At 68.6% G+C, this 22,067-nt stretch carries 21 protein-coding genes; 12 read left to right on the top strand and 9 right to left on the bottom strand.

Features of this window, described 5'->3' with window-relative positions:
* Positions 1-13: 13 nt before the first annotated feature.
* The 3 genes from yidC to FHR20_RS03070 are packed head-to-tail and all read left to right on the top strand — an operon-like array spanning position 14 to position 2,704.
* The gene (gene yidC, locus FHR20_RS03080) at positions 14-1,717 is read left to right on the top strand and encodes a membrane protein insertase YidC (RefSeq protein ID WP_167298165.1); all 1,704 of its coding nucleotides are present in this window, start codon (positions 14-16) and stop codon (positions 1,715-1,717) included.
* Positions 1,718-1,734: 17 nt separating this feature from the next.
* Positions 1,735-2,352 carry a ribosome biogenesis GTP-binding protein YihA/YsxC gene (gene yihA, locus FHR20_RS03075; RefSeq protein ID WP_167299345.1) on the top strand — a complete coding sequence of 206 codons (618 nt, stop codon included), beginning with the start codon at positions 1,735-1,737 and terminating at the stop codon, positions 2,350-2,352.
* A 13-nt stretch (positions 2,353-2,365) separates the two neighbouring features.
* Positions 2,366-2,704, top strand: coding sequence for a gamma-glutamylcyclotransferase family protein (locus FHR20_RS03070; protein WP_167298164.1), 339 nt, complete (start codon positions 2,366-2,368; stop codon positions 2,702-2,704).
* A 10-nt stretch (positions 2,705-2,714) separates the two neighbouring features.
* Here FHR20_RS03070 and FHR20_RS03065 read toward each other — a convergent pair whose 3' ends face one another.
* Complete coding sequence (locus FHR20_RS03065) at positions 2,715-3,488, bottom strand: DUF3108 domain-containing protein (protein ID WP_167298163.1); 774 nt, start codon at positions 3,486-3,488, stop codon at positions 2,715-2,717.
* A 112-nt stretch (positions 3,489-3,600) separates the two neighbouring features.
* Here FHR20_RS03065 and FHR20_RS03060 point away from each other — a divergent pair, with 112 nt between their 5' ends.
* Both FHR20_RS03060 and FHR20_RS03055 read left to right on the top strand, forming a co-directional pair.
* Positions 3,601-4,737: an acyltransferase family protein gene (locus FHR20_RS03060; RefSeq protein WP_243857107.1), complete on the top strand. Its 1,137-nt coding sequence runs from the start codon at positions 3,601-3,603 to the stop codon at positions 4,735-4,737.
* Between the two features lie 36 nt (positions 4,738-4,773).
* On the top strand, positions 4,774-6,366 hold the full coding sequence (locus FHR20_RS03055) for a methyl-accepting chemotaxis protein (protein ID WP_167298162.1): 1,593 nt from the start codon (positions 4,774-4,776) through the stop codon (positions 6,364-6,366).
* Here the strand turns inward: FHR20_RS03055 and FHR20_RS03050 are convergent.
* From FHR20_RS03050 to FHR20_RS03040, 3 genes are read right to left on the bottom strand one after another with little or no spacing between them, the layout of a single operon-like run.
* Complete coding sequence (locus FHR20_RS03050; RefSeq protein WP_167298161.1) at positions 6,363-7,643, bottom strand: MFS transporter; 1,281 nt, start codon at positions 7,641-7,643, stop codon at positions 6,363-6,365. The genes FHR20_RS03055 and FHR20_RS03050 overlap by 4 nt on opposite strands.
* Positions 7,640-8,089: a MarR family winged helix-turn-helix transcriptional regulator gene (locus tag FHR20_RS03045; protein ID WP_167298160.1), complete on the bottom strand. Its 450-nt coding sequence runs from the start codon at positions 8,087-8,089 to the stop codon at positions 7,640-7,642. The genes FHR20_RS03050 and FHR20_RS03045 overlap by 4 nt, the downstream gene beginning before the upstream one ends.
* 35 nt (positions 8,090-8,124) lie before the next feature.
* On the bottom strand, positions 8,125-9,732 hold the full coding sequence (locus FHR20_RS03040; RefSeq protein ID WP_167298159.1) for a hypothetical protein: 1,608 nt from the start codon (positions 9,730-9,732) through the stop codon (positions 8,125-8,127).
* A 246-nt stretch (positions 9,733-9,978) separates the two neighbouring features.
* Between FHR20_RS03040 and FHR20_RS03035 the strand changes: the two genes are divergently transcribed.
* Both FHR20_RS03035 and FHR20_RS03030 read left to right on the top strand, forming a co-directional pair.
* The gene (locus tag FHR20_RS03035; protein WP_167298158.1) at positions 9,979-10,641 is read left to right on the top strand and encodes a glutathione S-transferase family protein; all 663 of its coding nucleotides are present in this window, start codon (positions 9,979-9,981) and stop codon (positions 10,639-10,641) included.
* Positions 10,642-10,675: 34 nt separating this feature from the next.
* Positions 10,676-11,290 carry a glycoside hydrolase family 19 protein gene (locus tag FHR20_RS03030; RefSeq protein WP_167298157.1) on the top strand — a complete coding sequence of 205 codons (615 nt, stop codon included), beginning with the start codon at positions 10,676-10,678 and terminating at the stop codon, positions 11,288-11,290.
* 26 nt (positions 11,291-11,316) lie between these two features.
* Here FHR20_RS03030 and FHR20_RS03025 read toward each other — a convergent pair whose 3' ends face one another.
* Entirely contained in the window at positions 11,317-11,766 is a 450-nt protein-coding gene (locus FHR20_RS03025; protein WP_167298156.1) for a cupin domain-containing protein, read from the bottom strand.
* Between FHR20_RS03025 and dapE the strand changes: the two genes are divergently transcribed.
* On the top strand, positions 11,766-12,911 hold the full coding sequence (gene dapE, locus FHR20_RS03020; protein WP_167298155.1) for a succinyl-diaminopimelate desuccinylase: 1,146 nt from the start codon (positions 11,766-11,768) through the stop codon (positions 12,909-12,911). The genes FHR20_RS03025 and dapE overlap by 1 nt on opposite strands.
* A gap of 93 nt (positions 12,912-13,004) precedes the next feature.
* Here the strand turns inward: dapE and FHR20_RS03015 are convergent, their stop codons facing one another.
* The 4 genes from FHR20_RS03015 to FHR20_RS03000 all read right to left on the bottom strand — a co-directional run bounded on the left by FHR20_RS03015 (position 13,005) and on the right by FHR20_RS03000 (position 17,309).
* Entirely contained in the window at positions 13,005-14,681 is a 1,677-nt protein-coding gene (locus FHR20_RS03015; RefSeq protein WP_167298154.1) for a putative bifunctional diguanylate cyclase/phosphodiesterase, read from the bottom strand.
* An 81-nt stretch (positions 14,682-14,762) separates the two neighbouring features.
* Positions 14,763-15,323 carry a Smr/MutS family protein gene (locus tag FHR20_RS03010; RefSeq protein WP_167298153.1) on the bottom strand — a complete coding sequence of 187 codons (561 nt, stop codon included), beginning with the start codon at positions 15,321-15,323 and terminating at the stop codon, positions 14,763-14,765.
* Positions 15,320-16,654 (bottom strand): murein transglycosylase A, encoded by a 1,335-nt coding sequence (mltA, locus tag FHR20_RS03005; protein WP_167298152.1) that lies wholly within the window; start codon positions 16,652-16,654, stop codon positions 15,320-15,322. The genes FHR20_RS03010 and mltA overlap by 4 nt, the downstream gene beginning before the upstream one ends.
* Before the next feature lie 10 nt (positions 16,655-16,664).
* Positions 16,665-17,309, bottom strand: a complete 645-nt coding sequence (locus tag FHR20_RS03000) for a Tim44/TimA family putative adaptor protein (protein WP_167298151.1) — start codon at positions 17,307-17,309, stop codon at positions 16,665-16,667.
* Positions 17,310-17,483: 174 nt separating this feature from the next.
* On the opposite strand from FHR20_RS03000, the gene secB reads away from it, so the two are divergent.
* The 4 genes from secB to FHR20_RS02980 all read left to right on the top strand — a co-directional run bounded on the left by secB (position 17,484) and on the right by FHR20_RS02980 (position 21,987).
* A complete protein-coding gene (gene secB, locus FHR20_RS02995) occupies positions 17,484-17,996 on the top strand; it encodes a protein-export chaperone SecB (RefSeq protein WP_086128871.1) in 513 nt (170 codons plus the stop codon).
* Between the two features lie 64 nt (positions 17,997-18,060).
* Positions 18,061-19,623: a murein biosynthesis integral membrane protein MurJ gene (murJ, locus tag FHR20_RS02990; protein WP_167298150.1), complete on the top strand. Its 1,563-nt coding sequence runs from the start codon at positions 18,061-18,063 to the stop codon at positions 19,621-19,623.
* A gap of 105 nt (positions 19,624-19,728) precedes the next feature.
* On the top strand, positions 19,729-20,718 hold the full coding sequence (gene trpS / locus FHR20_RS02985) for a tryptophan--tRNA ligase (RefSeq protein ID WP_167298149.1): 990 nt from the start codon (positions 19,729-19,731) through the stop codon (positions 20,716-20,718).
* A 231-nt stretch (positions 20,719-20,949) separates the two neighbouring features.
* Positions 20,950-21,987 (top strand): CAP domain-containing protein, encoded by a 1,038-nt coding sequence (locus FHR20_RS02980; RefSeq protein ID WP_167298148.1) that lies wholly within the window; start codon positions 20,950-20,952, stop codon positions 21,985-21,987.
* Positions 21,988-22,067 lie beyond the last annotated feature (80 nt).

The raw sequence follows: 22,067 nt of genomic DNA, 5'->3' as shown, positions 1-22,067 counted from the left end.
GGGAATCGGTTACGTGAAGGACGATCAGAAGAATTTCCTGCTGTTCGCGGTGATCGCGGGGCTGCTGCTGTTCGCATGGCCCTACGCCATGCACTGGTTCTTCCCGCAGCAGCCGGCCGCCACCCAGATGGTGAACGGCAAGCAAGTGGCCAAGGCACTGCCGACCGCGGATGCCCCCGCGGCGCTGCGCGACCGCGCCGTCGTGCTGGCCGAGAGCCCGCGCGTCGCAATCGAAACGCCTTCGCTCAAGGGCTCGATCAACCTCAAGGGCGCGCGGATCGACGATCTCGTCCTCGTCAAATATGACGAGACCACCGCGAAGAACTCGCCGCCGATCCACCTGCTCTCGCCCAATGGCACGCAGGGCGCCTATTTCGCCGAGTTCGGCTGGTCGGGGGCAGGCGTGCAGGCGCCCAACGCGAATACCGTGTGGCAGGCGAGCGGCACCCGGCTGACGCCGACCACCCCGGTGACGCTGACGGCCAGGACCGCCACCGGCCAGACCTTCCGCATCGATCTCGCGGTCGACCAGGATTACATGTTCACGATCCGCCAGACGGTCGCGAATCTCGGCCAGGCGCCGGTCTCGGTCACGCCCTATGCCTCGGTCTCGCGCGCCGAGCGTTCGAAGGACGCCGGCCAATGGGCCGCCCGCGTCGGCCCGATCGCCGCCACCGCGGACGAAGCCCATTATCTCGGCTGGGCCGATGTCGAGGGCACGCCCAAGGAATTCAGGACCAAGGGCGGCTGGGCCGGCTTCACCGACCATTATTGGCTGACCACGCTGATCCCCGATCAGCGGCTGGGCGTCACCTTCGGCCAGCGCCAGAACCCCAGCAAGGCCTATCAGGCCGACTATCAGCTCGATCAGCCGCTCGTCATCGCGCCGGGCAAGCAGACCAGCTATTCCAGCCGCTTCTTCGCCGGCGCGAAGGAAGTGAAGCTCCTCGATTCCTATCAGGAAAAGCTCGGCATCACCCGGTTCAGCTATGCGATCGACTGGGGCTGGTTCGGCGTGATCGAGCAGCCGATCTTCTATTATCTCGACATGCTGTTCCGCCTGGTCGGCAATTTCGGCGTGGCGATCATCCTGCTGACGATCACCATCCGCGGCCTGCTCTTCCCGATCGCGCACAAGCAGTTCGAATCGATGGCCCGCATGCGCGTCATCCAGCCGAAGATGAAGGCGCTGCAGGAACGCTACAAGGACGACAAGCAGCGCCAGCAGCAGGAGATCATGAAGCTCTACAAGGAAGAGAAGGTGAACCCGCTGGCGGGCTGCCTCCCGATCCTGCTCCAGATCCCGATCATGTTCGCGCTGTACAAGGTGCTGCTGCTCACGATCGAAATGCGCCACCAGCCCTTCGTGCTGTGGATCCGCGACCTTTCGGCGCCCGATCCCGCGACGATCATCAACCTGTTCGGCTATCTCCACTTCACGCCGCCTTCCTTCCTGGCGATCGGCGTGATCCCGGTGCTGCTGGGCGTGTCGATGTACTTCCAGATGAAGTTCAATCCGGCGCCGATGGACGAGATCCAGAAGCAGGTCTTTGCGATCATGCCGTGGATGCTGATGTTCCTGATGGCGCCGTTCGCGGTGGGCCTGCAGGTCTACTGGATCACCTCCAACGTGATCACCATCCTCCAGCAGCAATGGCTCTATTCGCGCCACCCGGTGCTGAAACAGCCGGTGAAGAAGGAATCCCCAGCGAAGTGAGCGGGTTCGACGAAGATATGATCGAGGCCGCGCGAAAGACCTTCGCCGGCCCGGTCACGTTCCTGAAGTCCGCGCCGACGCTCGCCTTCCTGCCCGGCCAGGAAGTGCCCGAGGTCGCGTTCGCGGGGCGGTCGAACGTGGGCAAGTCGTCGCTGCTCAACGCGCTGACCGGGCGCAACGCCCTGGCGCGCACCTCGAACACGCCGGGCCGCACCCAGGAGCTGAACTTCTTCGACGTGGGCGAGCCGCTGCGCTTCCGCCTCGTCGATATGCCCGGCTATGGCTTCGCCAAGGCGCCCAAGGACATGGTCCGCAAATGGCGCTATCTGGTGAACGACTATCTGCGCGGCCGCCAGGCGCTGAAGCGCGGGCTGGTGCTGATCGACGCGCGCCACGGGATCAAGGAAGTCGATCGCGAAATCCTCGACATGCTCGACGGCGCCGCGGTGAGCTACCGCATCGTCCTCACCAAGACGGACAAGATCAAGGCGACCGAACTCGTCGAAGTCCGCGAACGGACCGAGGCGGAGGCCCGCAAGCGCCCTGCCGCGCATCCGGACATCATCGCGACGTCGAGCGAGAAGGGCATGGGCATCCCCGAGCTGCGCGCCGCGGTGCTCGAAGCGATCGGGTGAGCGGCGTCGCCGGATGAGCGGGAGCGCACTGCTCTTCTCCTATGGCACGCTCCAGCTGGCGAGCGTGCAACTCAGCCAGTTCGGCCGCCTGCTCGAAGGGGAGGACGATGTTCTCCACGGCTATGGGCAGATCGAGATCACCATCCGCGACCCGGACGTGCTGGAAGCCAGCGGCATCGCGGTGCATCTGGCCCTGGTTCCCGACGCCGATGCCCCGCCCATTCCCGGCAAGGTCTTCCGCCTGACGCTCGAGGAACTGGCCGCGGCGGACGTGTATGAGAGCGAGAACTATGTCCGGGTCGAGGCGCCGCTCGCGAGCGGCGCGACGGCCTGGGTGTATGTGAAGGCGTAGACGCCTCCGTTCAGAACAACAGCGTCTTGCGGAACAGCGATCCGTCCGGCGCCTTCGCCTCCAGCTTGATGAACTGCTGCGTGCGCTTGGCGTACCAGAAGCGCGACGGGTCCTTGCCGCTGTTATAGTCGCATTCGACGATCCAGCAGTCGATCGGCCGCCCGTCGGGCCCGGCCAGCTTCTCGTCGCCGGTCACCGTCCACAGGTAGCGCGCCGGCGGGCCGCCGGCCGGATGGTAGAAGGGGATCGACACCTGATAGCCCGGCGCCAGCGGCAACGTGCCGAGCATCTCCATGTCGGTCTCGAAGTTGAACATGGGTTCCGGGAAAGCGACATTGAAATCGGCGCGGCTGTTGTCCGCCACGCCCGGCAGGCCGGTGATCCTGTCGGGCGCGAACCGGAAACCCTCCACCGTCTTCCTGTCGTCCACCGTCGTGACGCGCAGATGGCTGGACGGCCGCCAGGTCCCCGGTTCGAACACCGAATCGCGGGTGACCAGCGAGGGCTTCGCCCCCGTCCCGTCCCAGCGCTGCACGATGCGCAGCTTCCGCACGCCGTCGATCGTCTCGAACCGCACTTCCCGCCGCCAGATGTCGCGCGCGACATGTGCGCCGTCCTTCTCGGACGAACGGAGATAGCTGCGCGCGCCGGGGCGAAGCAGGTCGAAGCGCGCCAGCCGGTCGCCGACAATGAGCCTGGCCGGCGCCGCCTTGGCCATCGCCGCAACCGGCGCCGCCACCGCTGCCGCGAGCACGCCCCGCCGGCCGATCCTCACTCCGCCCATGCCCGTCTCCCACATTATCGTGCTAGATCACTAACACACCCCGTTTCCGCCGCAAGCGCGGCGCTTTGACCGGGCGACCCAACCGATCCATGGTGCGGCCGGGAGGGACGCGATGACCGAAGGCAGGATGCAGGCAGGCGCACGGCTCGGCGGGCTCGACCTGTTCCGTGGGCTGACGGTAGCTTTCATGATCCTCGTCAATACGCCGGGCAGCTGGGCGCATGTCTGGTGGCCGCTCGACCATGCCGAGTGGCACGGATTCACGCCCACGGACCTCGTCTTCCCCGCCTTTCTCTGCGCGATGGGCGTGGCGCTGGGCCTGTCCTTCCCCCGCAGGGCCGATGCCCGGCTCTGGGGCCGCGTCGTCCGGCGCGCGCTGCTGCTGATCCTGATCGGCTGGGCGTGGCAGATGCTTGCCCGCCCCGGCCTGGCGGATTTCCGCGTCTTCGGCGTCCTGCCCCGCCTGGGCCTCTGCTACGGCCTCGCCGCCGCGCTGGCGATCCTCACTGCCCGGCGCGACGCGGACGGGCGCGTGCATCTCAGCGCCCCCGCGCTCGGCATCGCCAGCGTCGTGCTGCTGCTCGGCTATTGGGCGCTGCTGGCCTTCGTGCCCGTGCCCGGGCACGGCGCGGGGGATCTGAGCCCGGCCGGCAACCTCGCCGGCTATGTCGACCGGATCGCAGTGACCACGCACCATATGTACCGCCTCGGCACCGACGCGGCGGGCAATATCGTCTATGATCCCGAGGGGCTGCTCTCCACCCTCCCCGCGCTGGTCAACGTCCTGCTCGGCGCGCTCGCCGCCCTGCTCTGGAAGGCGGCGCCCGAACGCGCGACGATGCGCATCCTGCTCGCCGGCATCGCCCTCGCCGCGCTCGGTCTCCTGCTCGCACCCTGGCTTCCCCTCAACAAGAAGCTGTGGACCAGCAGCTTCGCGCTGCTCACCTCGGGCCTGTCGGCGATCCTGTTCACCGGCTGCATCCTCGCCGCGCGCAGCGCAGCGGTCCGCAAGGTCTTGTGGCCGCTCGACGTACTGGGGATGAACGCTATCCTCGGCTATCTGCTCTCGCTGCTGCTTTCGCTCGCCGCGATGCGCACGGGATTCCAGGCCTGGGCGTGGAATGCGCTCGCCGCGCTCCTCCCCGGCAATCTCCTCCTCGCCTCGTTCCTCTTCGCGCTGGCGGCGTTGCTGCTCGTGCTGGCGCTGCTGATCCCGCTCCACCGCCGCGGCATCCACCTGCGACTGTAAACGCCATGGTAACCATGCTGAGCTAATCGGTGCCGAATGGGAGAGGCGAGCGCACACGCCCTGCGGCGGGCGATCTGGGACAGATGGGCGGCGCTCCCGCCGCTGCTGATGCGCGCCCATGCCGTCGCCATCCAGCGCGGCTATCCCGTCTCCTATGCCGCCAGCGTCTTCGTCAGCATCGCGCTGGCGCTGACGATCCACGCCGAGGGCTTCTGGTCCTGGCACATCGCCGCCCTGGCGCTGCACCTCGCGATCGGCACCGCGGTCCTTGTCCGCTGGCGTGACGGCAAGCGCCGCGACTGGCGCGTCGACGATCCCGCCGCAACTCTGCGTGCCGCAGTGATCGAGGCCGCTGCTTCCGCGTTCGGCTGGTTCCTGTTTCTCGCCACGATCGGCCTGGGCGCGACCGACCAGGAGCTGATCGTCACCACCACTGCCATTGCCGGCGTCGTCGCGATCGGCGCGCTGCGCTATGCCCCGCTGCCGCCCGCCAGCCTTGCCTGGCTCGGCATCGCCGTGGTGATCTGCGCGCTCTATGCCATCTTCGCCAACATCCCGGCGGGCGTGTTCCTCTTCCTCGCCGTCTTCGTCGCCCTGCTCGCCCGCACGGTGATGGGCCAGGCGGCGCTGGTCGGCGAGCAGTTCGCGCAGGGCGAGGCGCTCGCCCGCGCCGCCGGCGAGCGCGACCTGCTGCGCGCCGCGGCCCAGCGCGACGAGCTGCAACAGGTCGCTCAGGCCGCCGAAGCGCGCCACCGCGCCCAGCTCGATGCCGAGCGCGACCGCCGCGCCGAGATCGCCCGCATCGCCGACCGGTTCGAGCGCCAGTTCGTCGCGGCGATCAGCGAACTCGCTGCCGCGGCCGAACAGACCCGCACCTCCGCCGGCGGCCTGGTCGGCACTGCCGCCGCCACGCGCGACGAGATTCGCGGCGTCGCCGATCGCGCCGCCCGCGCGGACACCGGCGCCGCGACATTGCTCGAGGAATCGGCCAATCTCGGACGCTCGCTCGCCGCGGTCGAAGCCAGCCTCGACGTCCAGAGCGAGACCACCGCGCACCTCTATGGCCTTTCCCGCTCGGCCGATACCCGCTTCGCCACGCTGGTCGAGCACAGTGCCAGCGTCGGCACCATCGCCGACATGATCGCCGAGATCGCGGCACGCACCAATCTGCTCGCGCTCAACGCCAGCATCGAGGCGGCACGCGCCGGCGAGGCCGGCCGCGGCTTCGCGATCGTCGCGCAGGAAGTGAAGAGCCTCGCCGCCCAGACGGCGCACGCCACCGACGACATCCGCGCCCAGCTCGCCCGGATGACCGGCGCGGTCCATGCCACTACCGCCATCGTCGGCGATATGCGCGACAGCTTCGACCGGATCGGCGAAGTCGGTGGAGCGGTGGGCCATGCGGTACGGCATCAGGGCGAGGTGATCCGCTCGATCCAGGCCTATGCGGGCACTGCCGCGACACTCACCGCCGATCTCCAGGCCGGCGCGGCGGGCGCCGAGAGCGCCACGGACGAAGCCGCGCGCACCGCCGCCGAGATGGACGCCGCCACCGACGAGCTGGTCAACCAGGCCCGCCGCCTGCTCGGCGAGATGCGCAGCTTCCTAGAGACGCTGCGGGCAGCCTAGGCCAGCGCCGGCCGCGGCGCCTTCTCCGCCCGCGCCGCCAGGATCGCCACCGCCGCGACCAGTCCGAAGGCGCCCGCCACCAGGAAAGCCGGCGTGTAGGTTCCCGTCCAGGCGCGCACCGCCCCCGCACCGAACGCCGCGGTCGCCGCGCCGATCTGGTGCCCCACCATCACCCAGCCGAACACGATCGGCGCATCGCGCTCGCCGAAATGGACATTGGCGAGCTTCACCGTGGGCGGCACGGTGGCGATCCAGTCGAGCCCGTAGAAGATCGCGAACAGGAGCAGACTGGAGGCGCTGAAATCTAGGAACGGCAGCGCCAGCAACGAAAGGCCGCGCAACCCGTAATAGACGAACAGCAGCTTGCGCGGATCATAGCGATCGGTCAGCCAGCCCGATGCGGTAGTGCCGATCAGGTCGAACAGCCCCATCAGGCTGAGCAGCCCGGCGGCCTGCACCGGCGCGATGCCGTGATCGCCGCAAAAGGCGATCAGATGGGTGCCCACCAGCCCGTTGGTGGTAAGCCCGCAGACGAAAAAGGTTCCGAACAACAGCCAGAAGGTCATGCTCTTCGAAGCGCGGAACAGCGCGGTGAAGGCCAGTGCCGGCGTCGCCGCCTGTTTGAGCGGGGGCGGCGGCATGCTCGCCTCGGTCTCGCCGAAGCGGCGCACGCCCAGCTGCTGCGGATGCTCGGGCACGAACAGCAGCACCAGCGGGATCACCGCCGCGCTGGCGATCGAAACCGCCAGCGCCACCGGCCGCCACGCCCCGCCCTCGGCCAGCCAGGCGAGCAACGGCAGGAAGACGAGCGCACCGGTCGCGGTGCTCGCGGTCAGCATGCCCATCACCAGCCCCTGGCGCGTCGCGAACCAGCGATTGACCACCGCCGCGCCGAGCACCGAGGCGACCGCACCGCTGCCCACGCCCGAGAACACGCCCCAGCTCAGCACATATTGCCAGGGCTCGGACATCCACAGGCTCGAGAAGGTGGCCACCGACATCAGCACCAGCCCGCCCAGCATCGTCCGCCTGATCCCCATCGTCAGCATCAGCGCGGCGGCGAACGGGCCGACCAGCCCGTAGAGGAAGATGCCGATCGCCGCGGCGGCCGAGATGGTCGCGCGGTCCCAGCCGAAATGCTGCTCCAGCGGCAGCATCATCACGCCCGGCGCGGAGCGCAGGCCGGCCGAGACGAGCAGTGCGACGAACGTGATCGCGGCGACGATGCCGGCATAGCCGCGCGCGCCCACCGGCAGGCGGGAAAGCAGCGCGATCATGCCCGGCCTCCCGCGCGCTCGAGGCTTTGCGTGAAGCCCTTGATTCCAGCCTTGAGCTCCCGCCATAGCGCCGGGCCCGCCTCCGCCTCCACCCGCCGCTGCATCGCTGCCCAATCGGGCTCGGCAGCGTGCAGCGCCTTTCTGCCTGCCGCACTCAGCGATGCGCATTTGCTGCGGCCGGCCCCGGCAGTCACGCCCACCCAGCCGCGCTTCTCGATCGGCGCAAGCGCGCGGTAGAGCGAGCTGCGATCCATCTCGAGCTGCTCCGCCAGGCGGCTCAGCGCCAGCGGCTCGCCCCGAGCGACGTGCCGCAGGATCGCGAATTGCGCAGTCGTCATCCCGTGCGCGGCCAGCGCGGAATCATAGAGGCGGCCGGTAATGCGCGCGGCCTTGCGCAGCATCGTGCAGGCGCAGACGGAAGGGAGCGAATCATCATGCATATGCATCATGTGTATGCATGATGCATATGCATGATCAAGCCTCAACTCACCGGGGGCGCCTCCTGATCCGGTGCGTGGAGATCGGCGGGCGCCATGGGGTCGAAACCGTCGGGCAGGCGCTCGATCACCGTCATGGGCAGAATCCGGCCGACCTTCTCCGCCGCGGCGCGCACATCGGGATCGGCGGCGATCCGCTTCTGGAAACGGTCCGAACGGCGCGATTCCTCGAACGGGAGATTGACCCCGCTCGGCTGGAGCCAGCGCAACGCCCAGCCGCGCCGGTGTTCGTCGTTCAGGCTCTCGATCATCAGCGCCTTGCCGCCGGCGAAATCGTCGCGGCACGCATAGATGTCCATCGCCGGATCGGGCAGCCCTGTGCGCGATATCAGCACATCGGCCACATCGCCTCCGGCCTGATCCGCCTTGCCGCCGCGGATCAGCGCGCAGGCGCGTATCGCCTGCACGCCGATCAACGCCGCCTTGTTGATCTCCGCGCCCATGCGCTGCGCGATCACCAGCCATTCGCTCGCGGTGGCGCTCGCCTCGGCATAGCGGCCGATCGCGAGATAGGTCTCCGCCAGGTTGCCGCTCAGGTTCAGCTTCTGCGCAGTATCTTCCGTGAAGGTCGCATCGACGCGCTTGAGCAGGGCGATGGCCGGTTCGGCCTTGCCCTGCCCCAGCATCGCCCGCGCCACGGGCGGCGCGAGATATTCCGCCCCGTCATTGTCGAGTTTCAGCGCCTCGGGCGCCAGCAGCGGCAGGAAGAGCTGGGTCACCGCCGCATAGGCGCGCATTCCGTTCAGCGCCCGGGCATAGTCGGTCGCGCCCTCCAGCGTGTTGCTCGCATGCCAATCGCGGCGCAGCGCCTCGAGATAGAGCTTCTGGCTAAGCCCGAGGTCCTGGCCGCCCCAGCGGGCAATCGCCGGCCACAGCTTCTCGTAGCGGCGATCGAGATAGAGCTGCGCAAGGTCGCGCGTCACCAGCACGGCCGGGACGAGCGCCGCCGCTTCCGCGATCTTCCCCTCGACCATCCGGAGCCGGATCTGCGCCAGCGCGCCGTCCGAGGCTCGCGGCCCGGAATGGGTGACCACCCCCACCTCCACGATCCGCGCGGAGAGCGCGTCGGCCCGCTTGTTGTCGCCGATATCCCGCAGCCGGTCGCGCAGCGTATCCAGTTCATAGCCGCCAAGCCCGGCCGCGATCGCGGGATATTCGCGGCTCATGGCAAGCCACAGGTCCGCGGCGCGCTGCGGCGCGCCGGCGAAGATCATCACATGGACGGCATAGAGCCTGACCGGCGGCACGCCGGGCGCGAGCCGGATCGCTTCCTCCACCGCTGCGAGGGCTTCGGGATGGCGATATTCGTCGAGCAGCATTGTGCCGCGCAGCGACTGGACGATGCCCCGCAACCGGGTCGGCCGATCGAGCTTGGCGAGCAGCGCGTCGAGGGCGGCCAGCCTTTCCTTGGATTCCCTCTCCATCAACGCCGTCGCCAGGACCGGCAGCAACGCGCGCTCCGAAGGCTCGGCAAAGCGCCCGATCCCGACCTGGTCCAGCGCTTCGGCATCCAGCGCCTGCGGCACCGTCTGGGCATGCGCCGGCACGACAGCCGCCATCACCGCAAGCGCGATCCAACCCGATTTCAGCATGAACACCCCCCTTTCGACCAGCTTAGCCTGCCGTTCCGCATTGGCAACCCTGCCGCCACCGCCAATCAAGTCGTTGTTAAACAGCAATATTTCAGCGCTTTCCTACACATGTCGACATCTCATATGTTCTCTTTATGTTCCAATTCCCCTTCATTTCGCCCCAACGCGCGCCCGCAAGGAGCGTCAAGGGAGTCGACATTTCGTGGCGGTTGCCAGCCCCCCTGCCCCGCCGCTATCGCTGGGTTCATGAAGCTCTATATCGGCAACAAAGCCTATTCCTCCTGGTCGCTGCGCGGCTGGCTCGCCTGCAAGCAAGCCGGCCTTCCCTTCGAGGAGGTGGTCGTGCCGCTGTACGACGAGGCATGGGAGAAGCGGCGCGAGGGCGACGAGTTCGCTCCCTCCTCGGGCAAGGTGCCGATCCTGTGGGACGGCGATGCCGTGGTGTGGGACAGCCTGGCGATCATCGAGTATCTCAACGACAGGACCGGCAACACCCGGTTCTGGCCCACGGATCCGGCGGCACGCGCCATGGCCCGCTCGATGGCGGCCGAGATGCATTCGGGCTTCGCCAATCTGCGCCGCAAGCACACCATGAACGTGCGGCAGGTCTATCCGCCCAAGGCGCCGGACACCGATGTGCTGCAGGAAATCGGCCGGATCATGGAGCTCTGGGTCCAGGCTCGGGCCCGGTTCGGCGGCGAGGGCCAGTTCCTGTTCGGCGCGTTCGGCGCGGCGGACATCATGTTCGCCCCCGTCGTGACGCGCTTCGTCACCTATTCGCTGCCGGTGGCACGCTTCGCGCCCGCCTATATGAACGCCGTGCTCCAGCACCCCTTCATGCAGGACTGGATCGCCGCGGCGCAGGAAGAGGATTGGGTGATCCAGCAGTTCGAGATGGATCAGGCCTGAGGCCGCCGCGCGCGGCCCGGCGGAGGGGCGCGCGATGCTGGATGTGAGGAAGCTTCAGCAGCGGCTGGGCGTGGAGGTGGACGGCGCGCTCGGCCCGGGCACGTTTGCCGCGCTGTTCGCTGCCTCGGGCGCGGCGCCGCCGGTGGCAGCCGAGCTCGGCCTAGCCGCCAACGTCCATTTTCGCAGCTACCGCATCCTGGCCAACGGCCTGCGCCTCGCGCATTTCCTGGCGCAGTGCGCGCACGAGAGCGGCGGATTCCGGCACGCCAGGGAGGTCTGGGGTCCCACCGCCGCCCAGCGCGCCTATGAGGGCAGCGCCAAGCTCGGCAACGACCGGCCGGGCGACGGGAAGCGCTATCTCGGCCGCGGCCCCGGCCAGCTCACCGGCCGCGCCAACTACCGGCTCTACGGCCGCAAGCTCGGCATCGACCTGGAGCGCCATCCCGAACTGCTCGAGGCCTGGTCGCTGGGGCTGCTTGCCTTCTGCGCCTATTGGGACGCGTGCGGCCTCAATGCCTGGGCGGACCGGGACGATCTCAGGGTCGTCTCCAACGGCATCAACCGCGGCGACCCGCTCTCGGCGAAGGAGCCGAACGGATGGGCCGATCGCCGGGCGCGCCATGCCGCGATGAAGGCGTTGATATTGTGAGGAACGCCCTCCTCCCGGATCGTCAGTCAGGCGAACCCGCTTCCATCCTTCCGGCGGAAGCCCTGCCCCGCCGGCAGGTGCATGTCGATGTCGGGATAGTGGCAGTCGCTCGCGGCGGGCTTGCCCACTGCGATGTAGACGCAGGGCGCGTCGCCGCGGTTCTGGAGGACGTGCCCGTTGCCGTCGCCCTTGGGAAAGACGGCGATGTCGCCCGGGCGCATCGGCGTCTCGCCACCGTCATCGACCAGCACCGCTTCGCCCGCCAGCATCACCACGAACTCGTCCTCGCCGGCATGCCAGTGCCGCTGGGAGGACCAGGCCCCGGGCTCCAGCGTCACATGGCTGAAGCCGAAATCGGCAACCCCGCTCGCCGGGGCGAGCCGGCGATACCAGCGCCCCTGCACCGGCCCGGCGAATTCGGGCGGATAGCCAGTCGCGTTGGTCTGCGGGATTGTATCGAGATCGAGCTTGGGCAATGCCACCTCCATCAAAGCCGGAGACCATCTTGCCCGATCCCGTAGAACTCACCAAGGCGCTGATCGCCGCCGAGAGCATCACCCCGGCGCGCGGCGCCGTGTTCGACGTGCTGGAAGCGGCGCTGCTGCCGCTCGGTTTCAGGGTCGAGCGCTTCGTCGAGGGCGAGGCGCCCGAAGGACCGGTCGAGAATCTGCTCGCGGTGCGGGGCGGCGCCGGCCGCCACTTCGCCTTTGCCGGCCATCTCGACGTGGTGCCGCCGGGCCAGGGCTGGACGAGCGACGCCTTCACGCCCGAGGTCCGGGGCGACCTCCTGTACGGCCGCGGAGCCGTCGACATGAAGGGCGCTATCGCCGCCTTCGTCGCCGCAGCGGCGCGCGTCCCCGAGGGGACGGTCAGCCTGATCGTCACCGGCGATGAGGAAGGTCCCGCTACCTATGGCACGCCCCGCCTTATCGAGCGGATGGCCGAGCGCGGCCTGACGCCGGACATGTGCCTGGTCGGCGAGCCCACGTCGCAGCACCGCCTGGGCGACATGATCAAGATCGGCCGGCGCGGCTCGACGGTGATCGACATCGCGGTCCCCGGCAAGCAGGGCCATGTCGCCTATCCGCACCTCGCCGACAATCCGGTCCCCCGGCTCGTCCGCGCCCTGGCGGAGATCGACGCCATCGAGCTGGACCAGGGCAATGCCTGGTTCCAATCCTCGAACATCGAGATCATCGACATGGCCGTCGGCAACCCGGCGACGAACGTGATCCCCGGCCATGCCGGCGCACGGATCAGCATCCGCTTCAACGACCAGCAGCGCGGGCCGGACCTGATCGCCCGGATCGAGGAGATCGTGCGGCGTCATGCCCCGGCGGGGATCGTCAAGGGCCGCGTCTATGGCGAGGCGTTCCTCACCGAACCCGGCGCGCTTTCGGCGCTGGTCGCCGGAGCGATCCAGGCGAGGCTGGGGCTGGCGCCGGCGCTTTCGACCACGGGCGGCACCTCGGACGCGCGCTTCCTCTCGAAGCTGTGCCCGGTGGTGGAGTTCGGCCTGCTGAACGCCACGATGCACAAGCTCGACGAGGCAGTGGCGCTGGCCGATCTGGCCGCGCTGACGGACGTCTATGAAGAGGTTCTGAAGCGGGCCTTCGCCTGATCAGGTCCTTGCCGACACAGGGCCGGGACGACGAGGGAAGGAAACGGCCCTGGAAGCGGTCGACCGGGCCGGTTCGGGAATGCGAAGGGAACCCTAGCCCGCGATCCGCCGCGGCGCGATGCCGCGCGCCCATTCGAGGAAGGCGCTCTCCTCCATCGGCGTCGCCACGGCATAGCCCTGGAGCACATCGCAGCCGATGACGCGCAGCACCGTGGCCTGGTCCTCGCTCTCGATCCCCTCGGCCACGGCTTCGCAGCCCAGGCCATGGATCAGCCCGATCACCGCCTGGGCGATGGTACGTGCCTCGGCGCTCTCGGCGACTTGCTCGATCAGGCTGCGGTCCAGCTTGATGCGGTCGATCGGCAGCTTGCGAAGGCGGGCGATGTTCGAATAGCCGGTGCCGAAATCGTCGATGGCGATGGTGGCGCCGTCGGTCCGCAGCGTGGCGATCGCGTCGAGCACTTCGCCCGAGCAGTGCATCGCCAGCGTCTCGGTGATCTCGAGCTCGAGCAGGTTGGCCGGGGCGCTGGCCGCCAGCATCGCCTCGCGCAGCTTGCGGAAGAAGCTGGCATGGTCGAGCTGGCGCGGGCTGATATTGACCGCGAGCCGCTGCTGGATGCCCAGCCGGCCCCAGCGCGAAATCGTCTCGGCGACGCTCTCCACCACCCATTCGCCGATCTCGACGATCAGGCCGGTTTCCTCGGCACGCTGGATGAAGGTCCCGGGCATCTTGAGGCCGTCCGGATGGCGCCAGCGCAGCAGCGCCTCGGCGGCGACGATGCGGCCGTCGGCGGCGGAGACTTGGGGCTGGTAGACGAGGGTGAACTGGTCCTTGTCCACCGCTTCGCGCAGGTCGCTTTCCAGCCGGGCCCGCTCGGCGATCTCGGCGGCGAGGATTTCGGTGAAATGCTCGGCGCGGCCGCGGCCCATCGCCTTGGCGTGGTACATGGCGGCGTCGGCCGCGCGCATCAGGTCGTGCAGCGTGGTGCCGTGCTCGGGGCGCAGCGCGATGCCGATCGAGGCCCCGATCGACACTTCCTGGTCGGCCAGGTCGAACGGCTCGGAAAGGGCGTAGAGGATGCCGCGCCCGATCCGCTCGGCTTCACGCACATGGCGCAGCGCCGGGAAGAACATGGTGAACTCGTCGCCCGCCAGCCGCCCGATCAGCGGCGGCCGCGCATCGGCCTCGGCGGCGAAGCGGTCGGCGACGGCGCGCAGGCGATTGGCGACCATGCCGAGCAGCGCGTCGCCGGTGGCATGGCCCAGCGTGTCGTTTACGTGCTTGAAGCGATCGAGATCGATGAAATAGAGCACCGCGACATTGCCCGGCGGCAAATCCGCGAGCATGCGCTCGGCGGTACGGCGGAAATTGGTGCGGTTGGGCAGCGACGTCACCGGATCGAACATCGCCAGCCGCTGGACGCTCTCCAGATTGGCATGAAGCTGGCGGAACAGTCCGTCCATCGCCCGCGCCAACGTCGGCACCGATACATGCACCTGGGGCGGGATGCCGCTCTGCAGGTCGCCGTTGGCGGCGCCCTGGAGGCGGGCGATCGCCGCGTCGATGGCTTCGGCGGTGGAGGCGATGCTGCGCTCGGCCGAAGCCCAGCACATCACGCCGCAGACGATGGCCGCGATCAGCGCGCGGCCCGCCGTCTCGACGGTGATCATGCCGGGAGTGGAGGCCGCGGCCAGCGCCAGGATGAACGCCACGGCACCGGCGCACATCGCAAAGGCTATCGCACGGCTCTTGAGCGAAAATCCTTCCACTGCGCTCGCTCTTCCCCCCAGCAACCCGTCGTCGGACGGGCAAATGCCCGCCTCGATCCCCGGACACATCGCAGAGAGAAGTTAAGATTTTTCTCGGGGCCGCCTGAGCACGATATAGAGCGCACCGGCTCCTCCGTGGCGGGAATGCGCGGTCCTTACGGCAGCGATACGATCGGAATGGCGCGACGAAGCGAGCCAGTCGCCCACGGCCGCGCGGATCGCGCCGCGGGCATGCGGACGCTCGGATTCCGGCCGCGGCGGCTTGCCGGTGACGAGCAGCAGCACGCGGTCGCCCCGCCCGATCGCGCCCTCCAGCCCGAAATCGAGCCGGTCATAGGCCGAGGCAAGGCTATGGCCGTGCAGGTCGACGGTCGACTCAGGCGCAACCAGCCCGCGCGACAGGCGCCGGTCCCAGGACGCATCGAGCGTGTTGACGGCTTGCCCGCGCAGCGGCGCAGACGGCGATGCCGCGGCAGGCGGCGGCGGCACCCGCCCCCGGGGCTTGGCCGGCAGGGGTTGCGGCGCGACGGCCGCCGGCGCCTCGGGCGGCGCCACCGCGCGCGCAGCCCGCTTCTCGAGCGGAGTCACGCTGGCGATCACGCGTTTCCACAGCGCCGCTTCCTCGGGCGCGAGGCGCCTCACCGCTGGCGTTGCGGCGTCGGCACCGTGGCGATCGGCCCGCCGCCCAGTCGGCTGAGCGTTCCGGCCGGCAGCAGCAGCCAGGCGGTGCCGCGCGCATTCATGCCGCCTGCGATCGCACGCGCATCGTCGCCCGCGCCCCAGAAGGTATCGACCCGGTTGGGGCCCTTGATCGCCCCGCCGGTATCCTGCGCGATCCACAGGCCATTCGCCTCGGCGCGGTCCATCGACAGGAACACCGGCGCGCCGAGCGGGATGAACTTGGGATCGACCGCGGCGCTCACCTGCCCGGTAACGGGCAATCCGAGCGAGCCGTTCGGCCCGGCGCCCTTCAGTTCCTGGAAGAACACATAGCTCTTGTTCTCCCACATGATGCCCCGCCCCTCCTCGGGGTGCTCGCGCAGATAGGCGATGATGCCCTGCATCGAGGCGCCGCCGGGCTTGAGCAGCCCGCGGTCGCGCATCAACGCGCCGATGCCGACATATTCGCGGCCATTCTGGCCGGCAAAGCCGATGCGCATCAGCTGGCCGTCCGGCCCGCGCAGTCGCCCCGATCCCTGGATCTGGAGGAAGAACAGCTCGATCGGATCGGCCGCCCAGGCGATCTCCAGCCCGCGCCCCTCCAGCGCGCCCTGGTCGATCTCCTTGCGGTCGTAATAGGGAATGAAGGCCTTGCCGGCGACGCGGCCGCGGATCCGCTTGCCCTTCATGTCGGCCGAGAACTGGCCGAGATCGACTTCGATGATGTCGTCCGGCTTGGCGTAGACGGGCACTTCATAGCCCGGGCGGCGATGCCGCGATCCGGCGATCTCCGGCTCGTAATAGCCGGTCGCCTGCGCCTTGCCGTCGGCGACCTGCACCGTCTCGAACCAGCGCGCGAAGAAGCCGCGCGCGTCACGCTCGTCCCAGGCCTTCGCAGCATCGCAGGAAGGCTGCCAGTCCCGCCCCTGGGTGAGCCCGCTCGCATCGGTGCGGCGCACCAGCGACGGACAGCTCAACCGATAGGCGACCAGCGCACGCGCGGCAGCCGCATCGCCCAACGGCAGCGAATCCAGCGCGGGTCCGGCAAGCAGCCCGGCCGAGGCGGCGACGAGCGTGCCGGCGGGGGCAGCGGGTGCCGGAATGGCGGCGAGCGGCGTCGCGGGGATGGGCTGGCGGGCGGCGGGGTTGCCGTGCGGTTCCGAGACGCGCCCCGACTCCCGCGGCATCTCTCGCGGACGTTCCCTCGGCGCTTCGCGTGGCGGCGTATAGCCCGGCTCCACCGAATGCGGCACCACGCCGCCCGAGCAAGCGCCCAGCAGCGCCGCAAGCGCGACTCCCCCCCAGATCCGCATAGTCGGCCCCTCAGGCTTCGTCGGTTTCGACGAGCTTCCAGTTGGGATCGTCGCTGCGGAGGCTCCGCGCGAAGGTCCAGATGTCGTGCGTCTCCACCGCATCGCTCAGCGAGCCGGCGATCACATTGCCATCGGCATCGCGCGTCACCGCCGCGATATCGGCGTCGAAGCGCACGGTGATGCGGGCGGCCTTGCCCTCCACCACCACGTCCGAGATCAGCGCGCGCTCGATCGCGACCAGGCGATTCTCCAGCACATGGCCGGCGGCCTTGCGATCGGCGATCGCCTGGGCAAAGCCGGCGCGGACATCGTCCTCCACCAGCCAGGTCAGCGTCTCTTCATCGCCCTTCCAGAAGGCCTCGAGGATCATCTTGTACGCACTCTTGGCACCATCGAGGAACTGAGCGACGTCGAAGCTCGCATCGGCGGCGATCACGGCCTTCAGGCCCGATTCCGCGCCCGTCCCGATCACCCGCGCGCCGATCTCGCGCGTCTCGGGCGTCTGATCGATGGTGCGGGCCGCCGGCGACACCGCCACGCGCTCCTCGCTCGGCTTCGGCAACGCCTGCTCATGGCCGGTGCGCTTGCCGAGCACGGCATAGAGTCGGAGCGCCAGGAAACCGGCCACCATTGCGAACAGAATTATCGTGTACACTACGCCTCCAAACGCTTCGCCGCTAACATAGGCCTAAGCGACGCTGGTTTCAAATATCCGGTTCCGCGCGTCGAATCCGGGGGCAATTGAAACGCGTGCGCCCGCCTGCTAGGCGCGCAATCGATCCAACGCGCAAACGGCGCCAATCTTTCCGGAAATAAAGAGGACATCGAAATGGCCGAGAACGACACGATCGCCGAATTCGGCGAGCCCGCTGCCAATGGCGCCGATACCGCCCCGGCCGCCGGTCTGCTGTCGCAATATGTGAAGGACCTCTCGTTCGAGAATCCGAACGCGCCGGCCATCTTCCAGAACCCGACCGCGCCGGCCATCGACGTGCAGTTCAACATCGGCTCGGCCAAGGTCGCCGACGAAGTCTATGAGGTCGTCCTCAAGATCGAAGTGCGCGCCACCGCCGAGAGCCAGGCCGCCTTCATCGTCGACCTGTCCTATGCCGGCCTGTTCGGCATCCGCAACGTGCCCGAAGGCGAAGCGCTCGACGGCTTCCTGCTCGGCGAGGCGCCGCGCCTGCTCTTCCCGTTCGCCCGCCGCGTGCTGGCCGATGCGGTGCGCGACGGCGGCTTCCCGCCGCTGATGCTCGAGCCGATCGATTTCGGCGGCATCTACATCCAGCAGCGTGCGATGAACGAATCGGGCCTTACCGGCGAAGTCGCGGGCGAAGCCTGAAGGAGTATCCGGGGGTGACGGTTCCCAGATCCTCCCCGGGCTCGCCTCGGGGAGGATTCACGCGGTGAAGCTCGCTCGCAGCCTCGGCTCGGTGGGTGGGCTCACGCTGGCCAGCCGCATTCTCGCGCTGGTCCGCGATTCGCTGCAGGCCCGCTATGTCGGCGCGAGCTTCGCGTCGGATGCGTTCACCATCGCCTTCCGCCTCCCCAACATGTTCCGCGCGTTGTTCGCCGAGGGCGCGTTCAACGCCGCCTTCATCCCGATGTTCAATCGAAAGGTAGGCGAGACCGGCGAGCTCTCGCAGGGCCTCGATTTCGCCGAGCGCGCACTCTCGGTGCTGTTCCTCGCGCTCGCGGTGATGACCGGCGTGATGCTGGCCGCCGCCTGGCCGCTCACCTGGCTGCTCTCCGGCGGTTTCAACGACGTGGCGCCCGATCGCTTCGCCTTCGCGGTCGAGCTGAGCCGGATCACCATTCCCTATCTCATGCTGATCAGCCTGGCCTCGCTGCTGGGCGGCATCCTGAATTCGCTCGACAAATTCTGGGTCAACGCCGCGGCGCCGATCCTGCTCAACATCGCGATGGTGGTCGCGCTCGCCGTGTTCAACGGCGATCCGTTCGAGACGGCGCGGGCCCAGGCGATCGCCGTGCCGATCGGCGGCGTGCTGCAGCTCGGCTGGCTGGCATTGGCCTGTCGCCGTTCGGGCGTGTCGCTCAAGCCCCGCCTGCCCCGCCTCGATCCCGAGGTGAAGCGGCTGATGAAGCTGATCCTGCCCGCCGCCGCAGGCGCCGGCGCCTCGCAGATCAACCTGCTGATCTCGAGCGCGCTTGCCGGCGGACTGCTGGCCGCTGGCTCGCTATCCTACATCTATTATGCCGATCGGCTGAACCAGCTGCCGCTCGGCATGATCGGCATCGGCCTGGGCACCATCCTGCTCCCCACCATCTCGCGCCTGCTCGGCGCCGGACGGGACGAGGAGGCGATGGAGACGCAGAATCGCGGGATCGAGCTCGCGCTGTTCCTCACCCTGCCCGCGATGGTCGCGCTGATCGTCGCGGCCGAGCCGATCGTGCGCGGCCTGTTCCAATATGGCCATTTCGGCCCGGAGGCGACGCGCGCCTGCGCGCTGGCGCTCGCGGGCTTCTCGGTCGGCCTGCCCGCCTATGTCCTCGTGAAGGTGCTCACGCCCGGCTATTATGCCCGCCACGACATGAAGACGCCGGTGCGCTACGCCATCGTCTCGGTTGGAGTGAACATTGCGCTGAATCTCGCGCTTATCCCGCTGATCGGCGCCAGCGGGCCGCCGCTCGCCACCGCGATTTCGTCGAGCGTCAACACCTTCATGCTCTATCGCACGCTGCACCGGCGCGGCCATTTCACCGCCGACGCGCAGCTCAAGCGCCGCCTGCCCCGCCTGGCGATCGCCGCTGCAATCATGGGCGGGGCGCTGTTCGCCTTCGATCACCTGCTCGACCCCTGGCTCAACGGCCATATGATCGAGCGCTACGGCGCGCTGATGGTGCTCGTCGGCGCGGGCTGCCTGGTCTACGGCATCGCCTGCTTCGCCACGCGCGCCTTCCTGATCTCGGACATCAAGGCGCTGGTCCGCCGCCGTTCCGCGCGCTAGAGGCCTCCGCGTCCCTGACATCATCGTGCGGCCGCGTCCCCGCCGTCTCGGACCCGCGGCCCGTCCAAAGGCCGAACGGTCAGCCCGGGCGCGGAGTGAACAATCATGCGCGTCGTTTCCGGCATCCAGACCACCGGCAATCTCCACCTCGGCAACTATCTCGGGGCGATCAAGCAATGGGTGGCGATGCAGGACCAGGGGGAATGCCTGTTCTTCCTCGCCGATCTCCATGCGCTGACGGGCAATATCTCGCCGCGGGAACTCGCTAATAGCACGATCGAGATGGCGGCGACCCTGCTCGCCTCGGGCATCGACGATCGCGCGATCCTGTTCAACCAGGCGCGCGTGCCCGCGCATGCCGAGCTGTGCTGGATCCTCAACGGTACCGCGCGGATGGGCTGGCTCAACCGCATGACCCAGTGGAAGGACAAGGCGGGCAAGAACCGCGAAGGCGCCAGCGTCGGCCTGTTCACCTATCCTGTGCTCCAGGCGGCCGATGTCCTCGTCTACAAGGCGACGCATGTGCCCGTCGGCGAGGACCAGAAGCAGCATCTCGAGCTCGCCCGCGACATCGCGGCCAAGTTCAACACCGATTTCGAAGTCGAGCTGTTCCCGCTGCCCGAGCCGTTCATCTCCAAGGCCGCCCCGCGGATCATGAGCCTGCGCGACGGCAGCGCGAAGATGTCCAAGTCCGACCCTTCGGACCTGTCGCGCATCAACCTGTCGGACGATGACGACATGATCGCGCAGAAGCTCCGCAAGGCGAAGACCGATCCCGAGCCCCTGCCCGATTCGTTCGATGCCCTTGCCGAGCGGCCCGAGGCGAAGAACCTGGTGACCATCTTCGCCGCCCTGTCGGACCGCGACCCCCAGTCGGTGGTGACGGAGTTCGCCGGCCAGGGCTTCGGCGCGTTCAAGCCGGCGCTGGCGGATCTCGCCATTGCGGTGCTCGGGCCCGTACGCGAGCGGCTGAACCAGCTGCTGGCGGACCGCGAGGCAGTGGGCCAGCAGCTCGCCAGAGGCGCCGAGCGCGCCAGTGCCCTCGCCGAACCCACGCTCAAGGCGGCGCAGAAGGCAGTCGGGCTGCAGATCTGATACCGGATCCATGGCACCCGCGCCGCCGCGGGTGCCATGGCGGCATCGTCCGGACCGTCCGCCTTCGGACGCCGCGCGATGCACTGCGGGCTTCGCTTCGCACTCGCATCGCCCCGCCGGCCGACCCGTCTGCCGATAACTGCTGACAGCCCTTCCCCGGGCGCTATGCTCCAGGGAAGGGCTGGAACCGCGCCACGCCCTTCGGGTTCTGCCAAGCGGGAGTGCATGCGGATGCGTAAGCTGGTTGCCCTATTGCTGCTCGGCGGCGCCCTGGCCGCATGCAGCGGCGGTTCGGGCGGAGAAGGCGGAACGGTCGTCACGCCCACCCCGACGCCCCCGCCATCGACGCCCACGCCCACCACCCCGGCGCCCTCGCCCAGCCCGACGAGCACCGAGCCCGCCACCGGCTCGGATTTCCTGAGCTCGGTCGCGCTGCTCTACAGCGCTGCGCCCAACATCGCCGCCTGCCAGGCCGGAACGCTCAAGCCCGAGGTCGGCGCGCGGGTGCTCGCGACGCTCAACGACATCCGCGCGCACCATAATCTGCCCGCGGTCACCTATGCGCCGGCCGACGAGCCCGCCTCCCAGCAATCGGCGCTGATGATGGCCGCCAACGGCCAGCTCAGCCACAACCCGCCGGCGAGCTGGAACTGCTACACCACGGCCGGCGCCACCGCTGCCGGGCAGAGCAACATCTATCTGGGCACGGGCGGGCTGCGCTATTCGCAGGATGCCGACCTGCTGATCGGCTGGCTCACCGATACCAACAATGTGGTGGCGAACAATATCGGCCATCGCCGCTGGCTGCTCTATCCGTTCCTCTCGACCATTGCCTATGGCCGGGTCGCCGGCGTCTGGCAGGGCAGCAACCGCGCGGACGGCGCCTCGATCAAGGTGATCAACACCACCCAGAACACTGCCGGCCCGCTGCCCGATTATGTCGCCTATCCGTTCGAGGAATATCCGGCGCGCTATTTCGACACCGCAGCGCTGCTCTCCTTTGGAGTGATTGCCAACAAGACCTCCAATTTCGGGGCGAACGCCGCAGTAAGCTACGCCAACGCCACGATCGCCGTGCGCGCGCGGGGCGGGGCGGCGCTCACGGTGTCGAGCGTGTCATGGGACAATGACGGCTACGGCCTGCCCAACAGCCTGCAATGGAAAGTCGCCGGGCTGGCCGCCAACACCGTCTATGACGTGACCATCAGCAACGTCACCGTCGGTGGCGCCGCCCGAAACTACAGCTATTATTTCCGGCTGGTGCCCTGAGCGGGGCAAAGCACCATATCCGTCGCAGCTCCGCTGGGCCATGGCGGCATCGCGGCCTAGCCTGTGCTTTCCAAGACAGG

This window comes from Sphingomonas leidyi, from assembly GCF_011761945.1.
Lineage (GTDB): Bacteria > Pseudomonadota > Alphaproteobacteria > Sphingomonadales > Sphingomonadaceae > Sphingomonas > Sphingomonas leidyi.
The sequence above is the reverse complement of the archived record's forward strand: the minus strand, read 5'-3'. Positions and strand labels throughout refer to the sequence as shown.

Bases quoted from the DNA above. Each gene is read 5' to 3' on its own strand.
- FHR20_RS03030 (WP_167298157.1), top strand. From the start codon at position 10,676: ATGCTGGATGTGAGGAAGCTTCAGCAGCGGCTGGGCGTGGAGGTGGAC.
- FHR20_RS03060 (WP_243857107.1), top strand. From the start codon at position 3,601: ATGACCGAAGGCAGGATGCAGGCAGGCGCACGGCTCGGCGGGCTCGAC.
- secB (WP_086128871.1), top strand. From the start codon at position 17,484: ATGGCCGAGAACGACACGATCGCCGAATTCGGCGAGCCCGCTGCCAAT.
- FHR20_RS03055 (WP_167298162.1), top strand. From the start codon at position 4,774: ATGGGAGAGGCGAGCGCACACGCCCTGCGGCGGGCGATCTGGGACAGA.
- dapE (WP_167298155.1), top strand. From the start codon at position 11,766: ATGCCACCTCCATCAAAGCCGGAGACCATCTTGCCCGATCCCGTAGAA.
- FHR20_RS03070 (WP_167298164.1), top strand. From the start codon at position 2,366: ATGAGCGGGAGCGCACTGCTCTTCTCCTATGGCACGCTCCAGCTGGCG.
- FHR20_RS03040 (WP_167298159.1), bottom strand. From the start codon at position 9,732: ATGCTGAAATCGGGTTGGATCGCGCTTGCGGTGATGGCGGCTGTCGTG.
- yihA (WP_167299345.1), top strand. From the start codon at position 1,735: ATGATCGAGGCCGCGCGAAAGACCTTCGCCGGCCCGGTCACGTTCCTG.
- FHR20_RS02980 (WP_167298148.1), top strand. From the start codon at position 20,950: ATGCGTAAGCTGGTTGCCCTATTGCTGCTCGGCGGCGCCCTGGCCGCA.
- mltA (WP_167298152.1), bottom strand. From the start codon at position 16,654: ATGCGGATCTGGGGGGGAGTCGCGCTTGCGGCGCTGCTGGGCGCTTGC.
- FHR20_RS03050 (WP_167298161.1), bottom strand. From the start codon at position 7,643: ATGATCGCGCTGCTTTCCCGCCTGCCGGTGGGCGCGCGCGGCTATGCC.
- FHR20_RS03065 (WP_167298163.1), bottom strand. From the start codon at position 3,488: ATGGGCGGAGTGAGGATCGGCCGGCGGGGCGTGCTCGCGGCAGCGGTG.
- FHR20_RS03035 (WP_167298158.1), top strand. From the start codon at position 9,979: ATGAAGCTCTATATCGGCAACAAAGCCTATTCCTCCTGGTCGCTGCGC.
- FHR20_RS03045 (WP_167298160.1), bottom strand. From the start codon at position 8,089: ATGCATATGCATGATGATTCGCTCCCTTCCGTCTGCGCCTGCACGATG.
- trpS (WP_167298149.1), top strand. From the start codon at position 19,729: ATGCGCGTCGTTTCCGGCATCCAGACCACCGGCAATCTCCACCTCGGC.